This is a genomic window from Pedobacter cryophilus, from assembly GCF_005116455.1.
In the GTDB taxonomy this organism is placed as follows: domain Bacteria; phylum Bacteroidota; class Bacteroidia; order Sphingobacteriales; family Sphingobacteriaceae; genus Pseudopedobacter; species Pseudopedobacter cryophilum.
The window spans coordinates 99,206-117,905 of the sequence record NZ_SWBP01000006.1; the positions used below are offsets into that span (position 1 = coordinate 99,206).

Below are 18,700 nucleotides of genomic sequence, written 5' to 3' on the forward strand. Positions count from 1 at the left end.
TTTTTAGCACAAGATGGAGAATAATAGTTATTTCGAAATTTTTAAACTAACTCCAACACCTAGTTTGCTAATCAATGCTAATTATCCAATATTTACTATTGTAGCAGTAAATATTGCATATTTAAAGGTTACAGAGAAGCTGGAAGAAGACTTAATTGGAAAAGGAATTTTTGAAGCTTTTCCTGAAAACCCAAATCAAGCTGATGCAGATGGAATTAAAAATCTTACTCAATCTTTAAAAAATGTTATTAAAACCAAGCTACCTGATAAATTAGATTTGCAACGTTACGATATTGAGATTAAGGGTACTAATAACTATGAAGAACGTTACTGCGAAAGTGAAAACATCCCAGTTCTTACTAAAAATGGAGATATAGAGTTCATTATCCATACCATTACAAATGTTACCGAACTTATTTTAACCCAAAAAAGGATAACATCATCTGCAAAAGAAATTGAAAAAAGTAAAGAATTATTAGACAAAGCAGAAATCATTTCAAAATTTGGTTCATGGGAGGTAGATCTTCTTACAAATCAATTATTTTGGTCTGATGGGGTTTATAGAATGTGTGGATATGAACCTACTGATTTTGAAGTCACTTTTGAAAAAGGATTAAAAGTTATACACCCTGATGACAGAGCACTTGCTGTTTCCTTAATGGAAAACACCATAAAAACTGGTATCGAATATAAAGCTCAAAAAAGACTGATCAATAAAAATAACGAAATCATAAACGTTATTTCAAGAGGCTCTTTAGTAAAAGATGATTTTGGGAATGCGATAAAGTTAATTGGTGTTTTTCAGGATATTACCGATCAAATTAAGGCTAATGAGGAAATAATACTTGCTAAAGATCAATTTGAATCTCTAATTCACACTATAGATGGCATAGTTTGGGAAGCTGATGCGCAAACCTTTCAGTTTAATTTTGTTAGTCCGCAGGTAGAAAACATATTAGGATACACCCCAACACAATGGTTATCAGAACCTGAATTTTGGCAAAATCATCTTGTACCAGAAGACAAGGAAGAAGCCATAAGCTTTTGCCACATTCAAACTTCAAAATCTCAAAATCACACATTTGAGTACCGAATGATAAAAGCAGATGGAAGTATTATTTGGTTAAGAGACATTGTAACTGTAATTACAAAAGATGGCATACCCATTAAACTAAGAGGAATTATTTTAGATATTAGTAGTAGAAAACTACTTGAAATTCAGAAAAATGAAGCTGCCTTAGAGCTAAAAAAACGAAATACTTTTATAGAAACCGCTTTAGAGAACCTACCAATTGGCATAGCCGTCAACAATCTTACTGATGGTACTGCAACTTTAGTAAACGATAGATTTAGTGAAATATATGGCTGGCCTGCTGAAGAATTAAAAGATATTTCTACTTTTTTTGAAAAGGTTTATCCGGATGAAACCTATAGAAACAAAATTATTAAAACCGTAATGGACGACATTGCCAGTGGTGATTTAAGCCGAATGAATTGGAAAGGCATCAATATCACTACTAAAAATGGAGAACAAAGAATCATTAACGCCAAAAACATCCCGGTTTACAACCAAGATTTAATGATTTCTACCGTATTGGATGTAACCGAAGAAACACTAAATTTTAGAGCCTTAGAAAGTACTAAAGATGAATTAAGTAAAATCATGAATTCATCCTTAGATATCATTTGTACCATTAATGAAGATGGGTGTTTTGTAAAAGTTAGTGCCGCTGCTTTAGAAATTTGGGGCTACCATCCTGATGAAATTACCGGTACAAAATTTTTAGATTTAGTTTATCCTGATGATTGCCAGAGGTCTATTGAAGCTACCCAAGAAATCAAAAACGGGACTACCATGACTAACTTTCAAAACAGGTATGTGCGTAAGAATGGCACAATAGCACCTATGGTATGGTCTGCCAGATGGGATAATAATGAGAAATTAATTTATTGCGTTGCAAAAGATGGAACTGAAAAATTACTTCACGAACAAAAGTTATTAGAGTCTGAAACTAATTACAAAACACTCTTTGAAAACAATCCTATTCCAATGCTTTTATGGGATTTTAATACGTTAGAAATTTTTGATTGCAATGAAGAAGCATTGATAAAATATGGCTATACCAGAGAAGAGTTTTTGAAATTAAATATTAGAGATATTAGACCTCCAGAAGATCTTAAGTTAATTGAAGACGCAGTGAAAAGCGAGGCGAGTTACGGTTTAATTCATAAAAGAGTATGGCGGCATTTAAAAAAGAATGGCGAATTAATGTACGTAGATATTAGTGGCCATTTAATTAATTATAATGGCAGAAGGGCCTCTATTAATTCATTAAATGATATTACAGACAAATTAAAAGCTGAAGAGCTTAAAGAATTTGAAAAAAGAGACAAAGAAGCTTTAATAAACAGTACCGATGATTTAATTTGGAGCGTAAATAAAGAGTTAAGACTTATAGTTGCAAATAATGCCGCAAATGAAAATTCACTCAAAAGATTTAATGCCATTTTACAACCCGGAGACCACTTAATAAATACTTTTGATGTCCCACAACATGTTAAAGATTTTTGGTTTGAGTGTTACAACTTAGCCCTTACGGGAAAACAATTCAAGAAAGAAATTGAGTCACATGATTTAAATAGAGAAAATGTAGTTTGGATAGAAATTAACTTTAATCCTATTTACAATAAAGAAGAAGTTATTGGGGTTGCCTGTTTTGTTAGAAATATTACAGAGAAAAAATTAGCCGAAGAATTAATTAAACAAAGTGAAGCAAACTTAGCCGAAGCTCAAAAATTAGCAAAATTAGGAAGTTGGAATTATAATGTTAAAACTGATAAACTAACTTGGTCTGAAGAATTATATAATGTTTTTGGCACCAGCAAGCAAACTTTTATAGAAACACATGGCTCTTTTGTTGATCTTATTGATGAAGAGGATAAAGAAATTGTCACTAAAACAAGTAAACATACCCAATTAACAGGCGAACCATTTACTATAGAATATCACATTACTACTCCTACTGGTGAAGAGAGAGTGATACAAGAATTTGGGTATGGTGAAAAAGATGATAACGGGAAAGTAATACGCCTTTTTGGTACTGCACAAGATATTACCGAGCGAAAAAGAGCCGAGAAATTGATATTAGAAAGTGAAGTAAAATATCGGTCAATTGTGGAGAGTAGTATGGATGGTATTTTGTTAACCATTAAAGAAGGTGATGTTCTTTCAGCCAATTCTGCGGCTTGCGAAATTTTTAATATGACTGAGGAAGAAATTTGTAATGCAGGCCGAACCGGTTTAGTTGACATCACAGACCCTCGATTAATCCCGCTTTTAGAAGAAAGAAATATTAAAGGAAGAGCTAGAGGAGAACTGATCTTTAAAAGAAAAAATGGAGCAAATTTTCCTGGAGAAATTACATCTGTAGTATTTAAAGATGCTCATGGGCAAGAAAGAACGTCTATGATAATTCGTGATATTACTGCTCAAAAAAATGCAGAAAATACCATAAAAGAAAATAACCAAAGATTTGAATATGTAACCAAAGCAACCTCTGATGCTATATGGGATTGGAATTTAAAAGATCAGGAAATTTATTGGGGCGAAGGATACAAAACTATTTTTGGCTATGATTTAAATGATCTTGACCATCATGGTAACTCTTGGACAAAAAAAATTCATCCAGATGATTTAGAGAAGGTTTTATCAAGTATACAAAAAACAATAGATCACACCTATGATAGCAACTGGTATAGTGAATACAGATATTTAAAAGCCGATGGTAATTACGCTTTTGTACAAGATAAAGGCATAATCATTAGAGATAATGATAAAAAAGCCATTAGAATAGTTGGTGCAATGCAAGACATCACCAAGAAAAAGAAAGAAGATGAACGTCTAAAATTATTAGAATCTGTGGTAACCTATACCAATGATGCTGTATTAATTACCGAAGCAGAACCTTTTGATGCACCCGGCCCAAGAATCTTATACGTTAATGAAGCCTTCACAAAAATGACTGGTTACTTACCCGAAGATGTGATAGGGAAAACGCCCAGAATGCTACAAGGTCCAAAATCTGATAGAGAAGAGCTTAATAGATTAAGTGACGCTTTAAGAAACTGGGAATCTTGCGAGATTACTACAATAAATTATAAAAAAAATGGCGACGAGTTTTGGATTAATTTTACCGTTACACCAGTTGCCAATGATAAAGGATGGTATACCCATTGGGTAGCTATAGAACGAGATGTAACAGAACAAATAATAGCTCAAAAACAATTAGAATCAGCTTATGAAGAAAGAAACACCATTTTAGAAAGTATTGGTGATGCTTTTTTTGCTATTGATAAAAATTGGGTAGTTACTTATTGGAATTACCAGGCAGAGAAAATGTTGGGCACTCCAAAAGAAATAATTTTTGGCAAAAATCTTTGGGACGTATTTTCTGAGAGCATCAATTCGGTTTCATTTTATAAATATCATGAAGCTTTAGAAACTAAACAAGTTATTCATTTTGAAGACTATTATGAACAACAAAAAAGTTGGTATGAAATAAGCGTTTATCCTTCAGACAATGGTTTGTCTGTATATTTTAAAGATATTACAGAAAGAAAAATAGCCGAAATTCAGCTATTAGATCTTAATCAGCTTTTGCTAAAACAAACCAAAGAATTAGCCATATCTAATCAAGAACTAGAGCAATTTGCCTACGTTGCATCACATGATTTGCAAGAGCCTTTAAGAATGATTACCAGTTTTTTATCGCAAATAGAAAAAAAATATGGCAATGTAATTGATGACAAAGGGAAGCAATATATCTATTTTGCAGTTGATGGCGCTAAAAGAATGCGACAGATTATTCTTGATCTTTTAGAGTTTTCTAGAGTAGGCAGAACACCAGAAAACTTAGAAGAAATAGATGTTAAAGACCTAATTATAGATATTAAATCACTCTTTAGAAAACAGATTGAAGAAACACATACCAAATTAACATTTAAAGATTTCCCACTTATTAAAAGCTACAAGACTCCAATAAGGCAGGTTTTACAAAATTTAATTAGTAACGCTTTAAAATATCACAATAAAAATACCACTCCAATTATTCAAATAAGTGTTGAAGATAAACCCAACTATTGGGAATTTTGCATTACAGACAACGGCATTGGAATAGACCAAGAATACTTCAAAAAAATATTTATTATTTTTCAAAGATTACATAATAAAGATGAATACTCTGGCACCGGAATGGGCTTAGCCATTTGTAAAAAAATTATAGAAAACTTAGGTGGAGAAATTTGGGTAGACTCTGAAGAAGGAAAAGGCAGCACTTTCTATTTTACTATAAAGAAATAATTGTTTTTTTTTCTTAGATTTATTTTAACGATTATTTGGAATATGAATTAACCTTAAAATTACTTATTTGAACATTAGCATGGAACAAATTCATATTTTATTGGTAGAAGATAACGAAGGTGATATCTTATTAACCAAAGAAGCATTAGAAGAAGCCAAAATTATAATTAAACTTACTGTAGTAAGAGACGGGCAAGAAGCCATAGATTATATGAACAAAAAAGGTAATTACTTAAATGCCATTCTCCCAGATTTGGTTTTACTTGATGTTAATTTACCTAAAAAAAATGGGCATGAAGTTTTAAAATCACTAAAGCAAAACGATGATATTAAGCACATTCCAGTGATTATGCTTACTACATCTTCCTCAGAAAAAGATATAAATTTAGCCTACCATAATTACGCAAATTGTTACATTACTAAACCTGTTGAAGTAGCAGATTTTCTTAAAGTAGTAAGTTCAATAGAAGATTTTTGGATTTCTCTAGTAAAATTACCAACAAAAAAATTAAATTCTTAATGATCAAAGACTTTAAAAAATATAGCATTTTAGTGGTTGAAGATAATCTTGGTGATTTTACTATAGTAGAAGATTTTTTGTCTGAAAACATCTCAAACCCTAAAATTTCACAAGCTAAAAACTATAAAGAAGCTGCTGCTTTTCTTCTTGATAAATCTAATCACTTTGATGTTATTTTACTAGATCTTACTCTTCCAGACTTAAACGGTACGCCACTTATATCACAAATTATAAAACTATCTTCTTCCTGCCCTATTATTATTTTAACCGGTTTTACTGATATTGATTTTAGCATCCAATCTATCTCTTTAGGCGTTTCAGATTACCTTTTAAAAGACGATTTAAATGCCCTAACGCTATACAAAAGCATCATTTACGCCATAGAAAGAAAAAAAACTTTTATACAATTAGAAGAATCTGAGAGAAGATACAGTGATTTGTTTCATTTAAGCCCTCAGCCTATGTGGGTTTATGATTTGGAAGATCTTAGCTTTTTAAGTGTAAACCAAGCCGCAGTTAACAGTTATGGTTATTCTGAACAAGAGTTTCTGAGCATGACCATAAAAGAAATCAGACCTCCAGAAGACATCTACTTGTTAGAAGAAGCTCTAAAAAATTTAAGAAATAGAGATTCAATTTTTAGCAAAAATATTTTTAGACATCGTAAAAGAAATGGCGAAATTATTCAAGTAGAAATACTCTCTAATAGTTTCTGCTATAATAATAAAGAAGCTATGTTAGTTTTAGCCAATGATATTACCTCAAGAGTTCAACATATTTCTGCTATTGAAGAACAAAACAAAAAACTACAAGAAATAGCTTACACCCAATCGCATATTGTGAGAGCACCTTTAGCAAGAATGATGGGTATTGCAAACTTGCTTAAAGAATTGAAGTTAATTACCGAAGAAGGTAATATTTTAATGGGATACTTTGTTGAATCTAGTGTTGAACTTGATGGCATCATTCGTGATATAGTTAAAAAGAGTGAACAAATCAAAATACAGTAGATGAACATTGAAGTTGCAATTATAGATGATGATCCTATTATTCTTTTTTTACATAAGAGGATTTTAAAAACCACAGGGTTTCATCAACATCCGCAGGCATTTGATAAAGCGCAAAAAGCTTTAGATTTCTTTAACAGTTTACAAGGCCCTCAAAATACTGTTGTTGCATTTTTAGATATTAATATGCCCGGCATGAATGGTTGGGACTTGTTAGACATTATTCACAAACAAGATTTTGAATTTCCTATTTACGTTGTAATGGTTACTTCATCTGTAGATACAGAAGATAAAATAAAAGCTAAAACCTATTCAAAAGTGATTCATTTCACAGAAAAGCCACTAAGTGCTGAAGATATAGAGGTGTTAAAACAAAAATTACCTTAGATTTAAATTCCAAATTCAGATTTAATCTTAAGCTGATAGCAACCACAAAAAACATTTCTTTCGAATAGATTTTTTAGATTTGATCTTTAAAAACATTTAATCGTTCATAATTTGAGTATCAAAGTTAAAGCATTAAGTAAAACCTATGGCACACAAAAAGCGGTAGATCAAATCACTTTTGAAGCATCTCCGGGTAGAATTTTAGGTTTTTTAGGTCCAAATGGTGCAGGTAAATCTACTACCATGAAAATGCTGACTTGCTATTTACCGCAAACCGCTGGCGAAGCAACAGTTTGTGGGTTTAATATTGCTTCACAATCATTAGAAGTAAGAAAACGTATTGGTTATTTGCCAGAAAGCAACCCACTTTACCAAGAAATGTATGTAAAGGAGTTCTTATATTTTGTGGCCCATATTTACCACATTTCTAATATAAAAGAACGTGTTAACGAAGTAATTTTAGCAACAGGTTTGGTAAAAGAACAACATAAAAAAATTGGAGAACTTTCTAAAGGTTACAAACAAAGAGTGGGTTTGGCGCAAGCCATTATTCATAATCCAGAAGTGCTCATTTTAGATGAACCAACTTCGGGTTTAGACCCAAATCAGTTAATAGAAATTAGAAAACTAATTAAAGAACTTGGAAAAACCAAAACGGTGATACTTTCTACCCACATTATGCAAGAAGTAGAAGCCATTTGTGATGATGTGATTATCATTAATAAAGGAAAAATTGTAGCTAATGATTCTTTAGAAAACCTATTAGTAAAACACAACGAAAAAAGTTTAGAACCTATTTTTGTGAAACTAACAAAGGAGTTGAAAGTTGAAAGTGAAATGTAAAAATCCGTCAAATCCTTATCATACGTGTTAAAAATTTGATCAAAACTTGAAATTCGAAGCAAAATTAACCAACCTGATTAGTGAGAATTCGTGAAATTCGTGATAAAAAAAACAACAAACTCACATTAACAAAAAAACAAGTGCTAAAATCATAAAATGTTAACCATATATAAAAAAGAACTCTACTCCTATTTAAGCTCATTGGTGGCCTACATTACCATCGGAATTTTTTTAATTGTACTGGGTTTATTTCTTTGGGTTTTCCCCGATACCAGCATTTTAGAATATGGATATGCCGGCTTAGACAGTTTATTTAACACGGTCCCTTACCTTTTCATGTTTTTGATTCCGGCAATTACCATGCGTTCATTATCTGAAGAAAAAAAAGAAGGCACATTTGAATTATTAGCCACTCGCCCACTTACTGATTGGCAAATTATAGGCGGAAAATACTTAGCCTGTTTAACACTGGTGCTTTTTGCTTTAATTCCAACTTTAATTTACTACATCTCAGTTTATCAATTAGGCGCAGTAATAGGTAATATTGATACTGGCGCAGTAATAGGTTCTTATATCGGTTTGTTTTTATTGGGCGCAGCTTTTGTAGCTATCGGTATTTTCGCTTCCTCTTTAACCAAAAATCAGATCATCGCTTTTGCAATTGCAGTATTTTTAAGCTTTTTCGCTTTTAGCGGATTTGATTCGGCCAGCCAGATTTTATCACTCCAAAGATTTGATAACATCCTCATCAATATTGGCATTAATGAACACTATCAATCTATTAGTAGAGGCGTGTTAGATTCCCGAGATTTAATTTACTTCTTAAGCTTTATTACCGTTTTCTTACTTATTACTAAAACTATTTTGGGAGGCAGAAAATGGTAAACAAACAAAAAAAGAAGGATATCACGCAACTTATTTTAGTTTTATTTGGGATAATTGTGATCAATGTTTTATCGCAATACGCATTCACCCGAATAGATTTTACCAAAGAAAAAAGATACAGTTTATCTCAAATAAGTATTGATATATTACAAAATTTAGAAAAACCTGTCACTATAACCGTTTATTTAGAAGGCGAATTTCCATCAGGATTCAAAAGATTAAGAAACGCAACTAAAGATTTACTGGCAGATTACAAAGCTTATGCTGGTACTAATTTAACGTTTGAATTTGTAGATCCTGCCGAAGGTAAAAATGCTGAAGAGCAGCAAGCTTTTTTTGATGAACTTACTCAAATAGGCATAGAGCCCACCAATTTAAGTGTTAAAACAGAAAGTGGCTTAACGCAAAAAATAATATTTCCGGCCGCTATGGTGGCTGTAGAAGGAAAAGAAATTCCTGTAAAGCTTTTGCAAACTCGCATCGGCTTAAGCCCCGAAGAGGTTTTAAATAATTCTATTCAGAATTTAGAATATGCTTTTTCATTGGCTATCAAAAAAGCAAGTTCTGGTGGTAAACCTAGGGTAGGTTTTACAGAAGGGCATGGCGAGTTGAGCGATTTACAATTACAAGATGCCATAAAATCTCTTGCTGATGGTTATGAGGCTGGCCGCATTAATCTTACTGATATAACTTTTGCTGGTTTAGATAAATTGAAAGTAATGGTAATTGCTAAACCAGCAACGGAATTCTCCGAATTAGAAAAATATAAAATAGATCAGTTTTTGATGCGTGGCGGGAAAATTATTTGGTCAATAGACCAAGTAAGTGCTGATTTAGACAGCATGAGAAAAACCGCAGGTGGCGAACAATTGGCTTTTCAAAAGAAATTAAATCTTGATGATCAATTATTCACTTATGGCATAAGAATAAACTATGATTTAATTGGCGATATGAATTGCGGCCAAATACCAGTAAATGTTGGCGCAGTTGGAGATCAGCCTCAAATACAAATGGTGCCTTGGTTGTTTTATCCTATCATTATGCCTGTGAGTACCCATCCATTGGTTAAAAACTTAGATGGTATTAAAACAGAATTTGTGAACACCATAGATACCATTGCAACAAAAGATGTTAAAAAAACTATTCTTTTAACCACATCTCCATATAACAGAGAATTACAAGCGCCTACAATTGTATCCTTAAATATGATTGAAGAAACACCCGATCCAAAGCTTTTTCAAAGCCAACCTAAGGCCGTAAGTGTTTTATTAGAAGGTTTTTTTAAGTCGAACTTCTTAAATAGAGCCATTCCTGATGGAGTAACTACCGCTGAAGCAACTGTTTCAAAAAGCAAGCTTACCAAAATGTTAGTATTTAGTGATGGTGATGTTTTTAAAAACCAGATCAGCGAAAAAGACGGTTCTGTTTTTCCCCTCGGATATGACAGGTACAGCCAACAAAGTTTCGGGAATAAAAACTTTTTACTCAATGCGGTTGACTATTTAACAGACGATTCTGGTTTAATCACCTTACGATCAAAAGAAATTAAATTAAGATTACTGGATAAAGGAAAATTAGTGGCGCAAAAAACCACTTGGCAGCTCATAAATATGATTATCCCGTTAATAATGTTAGTTGTTTTCGGTATTTTTCAACATATTTATAGAAGAAGAAAGTATGCAGCTTAAAATTTATATTTTTGATTTTTAAAAGCACTAAACAACAAACGATAACATGAGATTCATTGTTTCTACGTCAACATTATTAAAACATTTACAAGCAGTAAGCGGGGCTTTAAGCAATAGTGCAGTTTTGCCAATACTCGAAAACTTTTTGTTTGAGATTAAAGATGCTCACTTAACCATATCTGCAACAGATTTACAAACCAGTATGACCACCTCAGTTGCTGTAGAATCTAAAGAAGGTGGTAAAATTGCCGTTCCATCTAAAATTTTATTAGACACTTTAAAAACTTTACCAGAGCAACCCATAGCTTTCTCTGTTGATGATAAAACTTTTGCCATAGAAATTAGTGCTGGTGATGGTAAATATCGTTTGAGCGGAGAAAACGGAGAAGATTTTCCTAAAATCCCAGTTGTTGACAACGCTTCTTCTGTTAATTTACCTGCTGCTGTTTTAGCCGAAGCAATTAACAAAACTATTTTTGCGGTAAGTAACGATGAGTTGCGTCCAGCAATGACAGGTGTTTTCTGTCAGCTTTCTCCTCAAAACGTAACTTTTGTAGCAACAGATGCTCATAAATTGGTAAGATATAGAAGAAATGATGCTAAAGCAGATACCGCAACATCTTTTATTCTGCCTAAAAAAGCGTTAAACCTATTAAAATCATCATTACCATCAGATGATATCAACGTTTCTATAGAATATAACACCACTAGTGCTTTCTTTAAATTTGCAAACATCAATTTAATTTGCCGTTTAATAGATGAGCGCTATCCAGATTATGAAGCGGTTATTCCTCAAAACAATCCTAATAAATTAACTTTAGACAGAAGCTTATTTCTTAACTGTTTAAAAAGGGTAGTTATTTTTGCTAATAAAACAACGCACCAAGTACGTTTAAAAATAACTGGAAGCGAATTGAACATCTCTTCAGAAGATATTGATTTTGCTAACGAAGCACATGAGCGTATAGGTTGCCAATTTGACGGAGAAGATATGGAAATTGGTTTTAACGCTAAGTTTTTAATTGAAATGTTAAACAATCTATCAGGCGAAGAAATTACCATTGAAATGTCTACACCAAACAGAGCGGGCTTATTGTTCCCAAGCTTAAAAGATGAAAACGAAGATATTTTAATGTTGGTAATGCCAGTAATGCTAAACAATTACGCATAAAATATTCTAAAAAAATAAAATGGAAATGGCTTGGTATTAAAACTAAGCCATTTTCGTTTTAATAAAAGTTTAGCCTTGTAAAATGAAATTTAAATTGCCTGTTTATCAACGTTCATCCCTAAAAAATTTAATATTCGGCATTTTTATTTGCCTTATATTTCAAGCTTGTACAGCCAGTACCGATTCTGATTTAAACCTAGGCGAAGCCCGAATTAAAATCTACAATGCCTCTCCAGACAATAGTATGATTACTTTTTATGTGAATGATACTTTAAAAACTCCTCAAGCGCTCAGTTTTTCACAGTCTACCAATTATGCAAACACTGCTGCCGGCAGTCATATAGTTTACACTAAAACAGGTGCAAATGAAATCCGAAATTCTAAATTTTCATTTCTATTTCAGCAAAATAAAAGTTACTCTATTTTTATTGGTGGCAAAATCAGTAAAGATTCTTTAGTTTATATTTCTACCGAAGATAATTTAACCGCTCCATCAGCAAATAAAGCAAAAGTTAGGCTAATTAATGCCAGCCCAAATTCACCAAGTGTAGATGCTGTATTTTCTACCAACCTTACAGATAGCATTCCTAATTTCATGAATACCAATTTCAGGTCGGGTACTATTTATACTGAGTTTGATCCTGGAAATTACATCATCAGAATAAGAACGGCTGGCACCAAAACAGTTATTACTAGTGATTCTAATTTAAATATAGTGGCCGGAAAAATTTATACCATTTGCATCAAAGGCTTATTAAATGGAAGTGGTAACTTTGCACTCTCTACAGTTTTAATATCTGATAATTAATTTTTCTTTTAAAAAAAACCCAAACCTATAGATCTAGGAAAGTGTAGTCTGGCTATCAGATACAAGTTTTTTTTTGTTAATAATCTAATAAAAGCTTTACCCAACTAAACAGTTTATTTTACACAGGTTTGTCTTACAATCAAATGGATATTCCTATTTTTACCCAAAATTTAAAAAACGTGGAAGTTTTAAAAAACCTTATTGATTTTATTATACATATTGATGTCCATTTAAGTGAAATCATTAATAATTATAGAATTTGGACTTACCTTATTTTGTTCTTAATTATTTTTGCCGAAACCGGATTTGTTGTTACCCCATTTTTACCTGGCGATTCATTATTAATAGCAGCAGGCGCATTAGTAGCTGTTGGAAACACCGGACTTAACATTTATATTTTAGCACTACTACTTATTATTGCAGCTATACTAGGAAACATTGTAAATTATGAAATTGGGAGGGTTTTAGGGCCAAAGGTATTTAAACCTGAAAACAAGATTCTAAAACTAGAGTATTATTCTAAAACTAAGTTGTTCTTTGAAAAACATGGCGCTAAGGCAATTATTATTGGACGTTTTTTACCAATTTTAAGAACTGTAGTTCCATTTGTAGCAGGTATTGGCAGATTAGACAGATTAAAATACAATTACTATAACGTTGTTGGCGCACTAGTTTGGATCATTAGTTTTGTTTTTGCGGGTTATTTTTTAGGTAACTTTGAATTCTTCAAAAAGAACTTTTCTCTTATCGTTCTTGCTATCATCATTTTTACTATTTTCCCAACAATTTATGCTGTAATAAAGGCTAAAAAAGAAAGCAACATAGCTTAATCAAAGGCCTACATATCATATTAAAAAAAAATCAAACTCAAACAGTTTGATTTTTTTTGTTAAAATTTGTTCAACAAATAGTTTGTGAATTGACTAAACCTGATTAATAAAGCTGCCTGATGTTGGTTTCAATAATATAGCTAGATAATGGTATGCGTGTTTAAAGACTTCCAAGCTAACCAACTAACTAAAAATCTAACAATCATTCTTCTCCAACAACTTTAACAACACCCCAAAATCTTTAGGATATTCGGCAGTGAAAGTTTTGCTTTCTGTTTCAGAAATTTTAAAAGTAACCTCTCTTGAGTGTAAAGCAAACCTTTTCATAATAGGTTGCTCTTCTTCGTTTTTATTTGGACGGTAACCACGTTTAATTTGAGATAAAAAAACTGGTTTTCCACCATACATATCATCACCAGAAATAGAAGCTCTTTGCGTAGCTAAATGAATCCTTATTTGGTGCATTCTACCAGTTACTGGTCTGGCCTCAATTAAAGTATAATGTTTAAAATATTTAATAGATTGAAAATAGGTTTCTGCTCTTTTACCCTCTCCTCGGCTAATCATTACATTCCCTTTTCCTGCATTTAAAATAGGCAAATCTATCAATAACTCGTTAAAAATATGAGTTCCATCTACAATAGCATGGTAAACTTTCTTCACCTGTCTATGCTCAAACTGCATAGAAACAAATCTGTAAGTTTCAGGATCTTTGGCAATAATCATTGCTCCAGAAGTTTCTTTATCTAAGCGATGGCAAATTTGAGCATCCTCATGGTATTGCTTAGCCAACCTCAAAATATTTATCTCTCCACCTTCTCTTTCATCTAAAGAACTTATGAAAGGCGGTTTATTTACAATGATTAAATGATCATCTTCATAAATAATAAGATCTTGTAGTTTTGGAATTTTCATGAGCGGCAAAGATAGGCTTAATCCTTAAAAAAAGCATTGCGAATTGATGTTAAAAAAAAGCGACTACTTTTTAGGCGAGTCGCTATGCAAAATCTTTAGATTAGGCTTAAAACCTATACATGACTTACGAAAGTTCAAATTTGTAGCCTACACCTTTAACTGTAGTTACATAAGAATCACCTAATTTTTCTCTCAGTTTTCTAATATGCACATCTATGGTTCTATTGGTTACCACAACAGAATCTTCCCAAATATTTTTAAGAATCACTTCTCTGGTATAAACTTTACCTGGTTTAGATGCCAATAGGTACAACAATTCAAATTCCTTTTTAGCCAATACTACCTTTACCCCATTTTGGTAAACTAAAAAAGATTCTCTATCAATCACTAAATCACCAATCTCTACCTTGTTCTCAACAACTTCTTCGTTTTGGGCATTTCTTCTTAAAATAGCATTAATTCTGCTTATTAAAGCTCTTGGTTTTATGGGTTTGGCTATGTAATCATCGGCACCCACATTAAAACCTGCAATTTCAGAATATTCTTCACTTCTGGCTGTTAAAAACACCATAAATGTGTTTTTAAACTCAGGCATTGCTCTCATAATTCTGCAAGCTTCAATTCCGTCCATTTTAGGCATCATAATATCCAAAATAATTAAATCTGGTAAAGATTTACGAGCCTCCTGAACAGCTTCCTGACCGTTACTAGCGGTATAAACCTGATAACCCTCTTTCTTTAGATTATATTCAATTAACTCCAGAATATCTGGTTCGTCATCAACAATAAGAATTTTAGGTTTGCTAGTATTCATAATTAATTATTTGTTACGAATTTAGAGCGTTTTATGTAAGATATGGTTAACGTTATATTAATAAATTGTTAAGGTTTACAAATTTTTAACAATAAATGTGAATTTAAACGCACTAAACTTTATTATTAATTATTATTAACCCTTTTGCACTATAAATTCTTTTTAAGAAATTCATTTAAAGCTTCACCTCTTAAATTTTTAGCTATAATTATTCCTTCTGGATTAATTATAAATGATGCTGGAATAGCGCTTATATTGTATAATTGAGCCGTTGGTGCATCCCATTGCTTCAGCTCAGAAACATGATCCCAAGTTAAATTATCATCGGTAATAGCCTTTATCCAATTATCTTTATTATCATCTAATGAAAAACCCAAAACTGTAAAATTTTTGTTTTTAAATAAATTATAAAGCTTTACAATATTAGGATTTTCTTGTCGGCATGGCGCACACCACGAGGCCCAAAAATCTAGTAACACATATTTACCTTTGTAATCAGATAATTTCAAACTCTTTCCTGCAGGTGTTAATGCTATAATTTCTGGTGCTGGTTGCCCTATGGCTACTTTTGCTGCTATTTCCATTTGCTTAGCAAAAAAAGCTATTGTTTTATTGTTAGGATAGCTGGCTACTGCTTCTTTACTGTAAGCTATGATATCATTTTCATAACCAGAAATATCTTGCATGCCCATCACAATATTTGCAGCAAAAAAAGCGGTTAATGATTTTTTGTTATCCTTAATAAATTGAATAGACTTTTCTAAAAATGGTTTTGAAATTTCTCCTGACTTTTGATTAAACTCAGCAATAATTGCATCTTTATTGTTTTGGTCTTTAGTAATCATTCTACTATATTTTTCGGCTAACATTCCTGTTTGCATACTATAAGCAGATGTTATTTTATTATAAGCGGTAAGTTTGTCAGATTCTTCTGAACCTGTAAGCTCATAATTAGACCCTGGATCTGTTAAATTTGCTTTTAGCTGAATTTCATTTCCATTTTCGGCAATCAGGATATAAGATCTTTGACCAATTTGTATTTGATAAAACTCAGGTGATAAAGACTTAGCTTTAATTACAAATTTTTGATCTTCATCTAAAAAGGTAGAATCTACCGGAACCATTTGCCCGGTTTGATCAGCACTTAAAAGGTAAACTTTTTTTGCATCGCCAGCATTTTCAACAATACCTTTAATTACAAATTCATCTTTATTTTTGCAGGCGTTAAAAACAAAAATACCAAAACATAAAACAACTAATAATATCCTTCTCATCTTAAACTTTCAATTTTCTCTATTAATAATTTATTAGCATTTTGTGGGTCTATCTTTCCTTTTGATAATTTCATCAGCTCACCCATAAACAAACCTAAAACTCCTTTTTTACCATTATGGTATTCCTTAACCTTATCAGGAAACCTTTCTACAGCTTTTTCTATAAATAAAGAAAGTTCATCGTTATCATTTTTCGCCAATAAATTAAGCTCTTTTACCAAATCACTTACTCTTTTATAAGGTTCTAGTATTAAACTATTAAATAATTGATCTTTAGCCTGATGATGATTAATTGCTTTATCTTCTACTAAATTGATAATAGCTGCAATTTCTGAAGGTGGAATTTTGAATTGATCAAAACCCATTTGATGATCATTCAAATAAGATTTTATTGTCCCCATCATCCAGTTAGAAGCCATCTTATAATGAGCCGTAAACTTAGTTACCTCCACAAAATAATCAGCCATGTTTTTTTCCGAAGTAAGAACCAGTGCATCATAAGAAGGTAAATTCATTTCTGAAGTAAACTTTTGGTAAAGTTCTTCTGGCAATACAGGCATCTCGCTTTTTATCTGGTTTATAAACTCGTCTGATAATACCAAGGGTAATAAATCTGGCTCTGGAAAATAACGGTAATCATTAGCCATTTCCTTTGATCTTAGAGGAGAGGTTTGACCGGTTACCGCATCAAAGTTCAAAGTGTTTTGTTCTATTCTTTCGCCTTTACTTACTAGTTTTATTTGTCTTTTAATTTCATGCTCAATGGCTTTTTGAACATTTTTGATGGAATTTAAATTTTTAACTTCACATCTATTTCCTAAAGTTTTATCTCCCTTAAGGCGAATAGAAACGTTAGCATCGCAACGCATAGAACCTTCTTCCATATTGCCATCACAAATATCAAGATACCTCACCAACTTTCTTAATTCGGCTAAATATGCAGCTGCCTCTTCTCCTGATGAGATCATAGGCTCTGTTACCACTTCTAAAAGAGGTACTCCTGCCCTATTCAAATCAATAAAAGAATATTGATTATCAATATCATGAATGCTTTTACCGGCATCTTCTTCCATGTGGATGCGGTTCAAAATAATTTCTTTTTCTACGCCGTTTTCTAACCTTATTTTTAAATGCCCACCAATGCAAATAGGTTGATTGTCTTGAGTAATTTGATAGCCTTTAGGTAAATCTGCATAGAAATAATTCTTTCGATCAAAAAAATTATACCTGTTAATTTTACTTTTTACTGCCAAGCCTAATTTAGTGGCATAACGAATAATTTTTTCATTACACAATGGTAATGCACCCGGTAAACCTAAGGAAACAGCACTAATATTTTGATTTGGTAAATTACCAAAACTAGCAGAATCAGAACAGAATGCTTTTGATAATGTAGATAACTGAACATGCACTTCAAGCCCTATAACAGCTTCATATTGATGTTCAATACTTTCTAGAATAATTGTCATTTTATAATAAATAGCTATTTTAATAATAGCTTGGTTGAGATTCTCAAATATAATTTAAATAGCTACATTTTATCACCTTGTAAGTAATTATTATCAAATAATTGAAATATTGTCATAAAAATACCGTCTACATAGTAAATATAAAAAATTATGAAGAAGCTATTGTTTGTATTTGGGCTTGGCATATCAGTATTATCATTTTCCGCAACACCGTTAAGTGCTCAAGTGAATATCAATGTAAATATTGGCTCACAACCTTTATGGGGGCCTGTAGGATATGACCATGTAGACTATTATTACTTACCTGATGTGGAGTCTTATTATTATGTCCCTACCCGGCAGTTTGTTTATCAAAACAATGGAAATTGGATACATGCTACAAATTTACCTTCTAGGTATAGTGGTTATAATCTTTACAGAGGTTACAAAGTGGTGATTAATCAACCACGTCCATATTTGTACTTTAACAATCATCAAGTAAAGTATAAAAAATATAAAGGTTATTATGGCAATCAAAATGCAATTAGATACAGCAATGACTCCAGATATTATGTTGTTAAAGGTCATCCACATGGAATGCCACCTGGGCAATCTAAAAAATTTTACCAAACAAGAGGATACAATTCTCATGGTGGATATCAACAAAAAAATAAAAACGGGGGCGGGAAAAGTAAAGGAAATGGAAAACACTAAAACAAAAAAAACCGCCAATAAAGCGGTTTTTTCTTTG

The 18,700-nt window shown here is 32.0% G+C and carries 15 protein-coding genes; 11 read left to right on the forward strand and 4 right to left on the reverse strand.

Annotated elements, in window-relative coordinates:
* Positions 1-13: 13 nt before the first annotated feature.
* From FA046_RS15010 to FA046_RS15055, 10 genes are all read left to right on the forward strand, one after another.
* On the forward strand, positions 14-5,359 hold the full coding sequence (locus FA046_RS15010) for a PAS domain S-box protein (RefSeq protein ID WP_136827356.1): 5,346 nt from the start codon (positions 14-16) through the stop codon (positions 5,357-5,359).
* A 79-nt stretch (positions 5,360-5,438) separates the two neighbouring features.
* Positions 5,439-5,879 carry a response regulator gene (locus FA046_RS15015; RefSeq protein ID WP_136827357.1) on the forward strand — a complete coding sequence of 147 codons (441 nt, stop codon included), beginning with the start codon at positions 5,439-5,441 and terminating at the stop codon, positions 5,877-5,879.
* Positions 5,879-6,889, forward strand: coding sequence for a PAS domain-containing response regulator (locus FA046_RS15020; protein WP_136827358.1), 1,011 nt, complete (start codon positions 5,879-5,881; stop codon positions 6,887-6,889). The genes FA046_RS15015 and FA046_RS15020 overlap by 1 nt, the downstream gene beginning before the upstream one ends.
* Entirely contained in the window at positions 6,890-7,273 is a 384-nt protein-coding gene (locus FA046_RS15025; protein WP_136827359.1) for a response regulator, read from the forward strand.
* A 111-nt stretch (positions 7,274-7,384) separates the two neighbouring features.
* Positions 7,385-8,116: an ATP-binding cassette domain-containing protein gene (locus FA046_RS15030; RefSeq protein WP_136827360.1), complete on the forward strand. Its 732-nt coding sequence runs from the start codon at positions 7,385-7,387 to the stop codon at positions 8,114-8,116.
* 156 nt (positions 8,117-8,272) lie between these two features.
* Positions 8,273-9,001 carry a gliding motility-associated ABC transporter permease subunit GldF gene (gldF, locus tag FA046_RS15035; protein ID WP_136827361.1) on the forward strand — a complete coding sequence of 243 codons (729 nt, stop codon included), beginning with the start codon at positions 8,273-8,275 and terminating at the stop codon, positions 8,999-9,001.
* On the forward strand, positions 8,995-10,689 hold the full coding sequence (gldG, locus tag FA046_RS15040) for a gliding motility-associated ABC transporter substrate-binding protein GldG (RefSeq protein ID WP_136827362.1): 1,695 nt from the start codon (positions 8,995-8,997) through the stop codon (positions 10,687-10,689). Before gldF ends, gldG begins: the two co-directional genes overlap by 7 nt.
* Positions 10,690-10,735: 46 nt before the next feature.
* Entirely contained in the window at positions 10,736-11,860 is a 1,125-nt protein-coding gene (dnaN, locus tag FA046_RS15045; protein WP_136827363.1) for a DNA polymerase III subunit beta, read from the forward strand.
* Between the two features lie 82 nt (positions 11,861-11,942).
* Positions 11,943-12,668 carry a DUF4397 domain-containing protein gene (locus FA046_RS15050; protein WP_136827364.1) on the forward strand — a complete coding sequence of 242 codons (726 nt, stop codon included), beginning with the start codon at positions 11,943-11,945 and terminating at the stop codon, positions 12,666-12,668.
* A gap of 179 nt (positions 12,669-12,847) precedes the next feature.
* Positions 12,848-13,498: a DedA family protein gene (locus tag FA046_RS15055; RefSeq protein WP_136827454.1), complete on the forward strand. Its 651-nt coding sequence runs from the start codon at positions 12,848-12,850 to the stop codon at positions 13,496-13,498.
* A gap of 195 nt (positions 13,499-13,693) precedes the next feature.
* Here FA046_RS15055 and FA046_RS15060 read toward each other — a convergent pair whose 3' ends face one another.
* The 4 genes from FA046_RS15060 to gatB all read right to left on the reverse strand — a co-directional run bounded on the left by FA046_RS15060 (position 13,694) and on the right by gatB (position 17,970).
* Positions 13,694-14,413: an RluA family pseudouridine synthase gene (locus tag FA046_RS15060; RefSeq protein WP_136827365.1), complete on the reverse strand. Its 720-nt coding sequence runs from the start codon at positions 14,411-14,413 to the stop codon at positions 13,694-13,696.
* Between the two features lie 124 nt (positions 14,414-14,537).
* A complete protein-coding gene (locus FA046_RS15065; RefSeq protein ID WP_136827366.1) occupies positions 14,538-15,227 on the reverse strand; it encodes a response regulator transcription factor in 690 nt (229 codons plus the stop codon).
* Between the two features lie 149 nt (positions 15,228-15,376).
* Positions 15,377-16,501 carry a TlpA disulfide reductase family protein gene (locus tag FA046_RS15070; RefSeq protein WP_136827367.1) on the reverse strand — a complete coding sequence of 375 codons (1,125 nt, stop codon included), beginning with the start codon at positions 16,499-16,501 and terminating at the stop codon, positions 15,377-15,379.
* Positions 16,498-17,970, reverse strand: coding sequence for an Asp-tRNA(Asn)/Glu-tRNA(Gln) amidotransferase subunit GatB (gatB, locus tag FA046_RS15075; protein ID WP_136827368.1), 1,473 nt, complete (start codon positions 17,968-17,970; stop codon positions 16,498-16,500). The genes FA046_RS15070 and gatB overlap by 4 nt, the downstream gene beginning before the upstream one ends.
* A 150-nt stretch (positions 17,971-18,120) precedes the next feature.
* Between gatB and FA046_RS15080 the strand changes: the two genes are divergently transcribed.
* Positions 18,121-18,663, forward strand: coding sequence for a hypothetical protein (locus FA046_RS15080; RefSeq protein WP_205943676.1), 543 nt, complete (start codon positions 18,121-18,123; stop codon positions 18,661-18,663).
* Positions 18,664-18,700 lie beyond the last annotated feature (37 nt).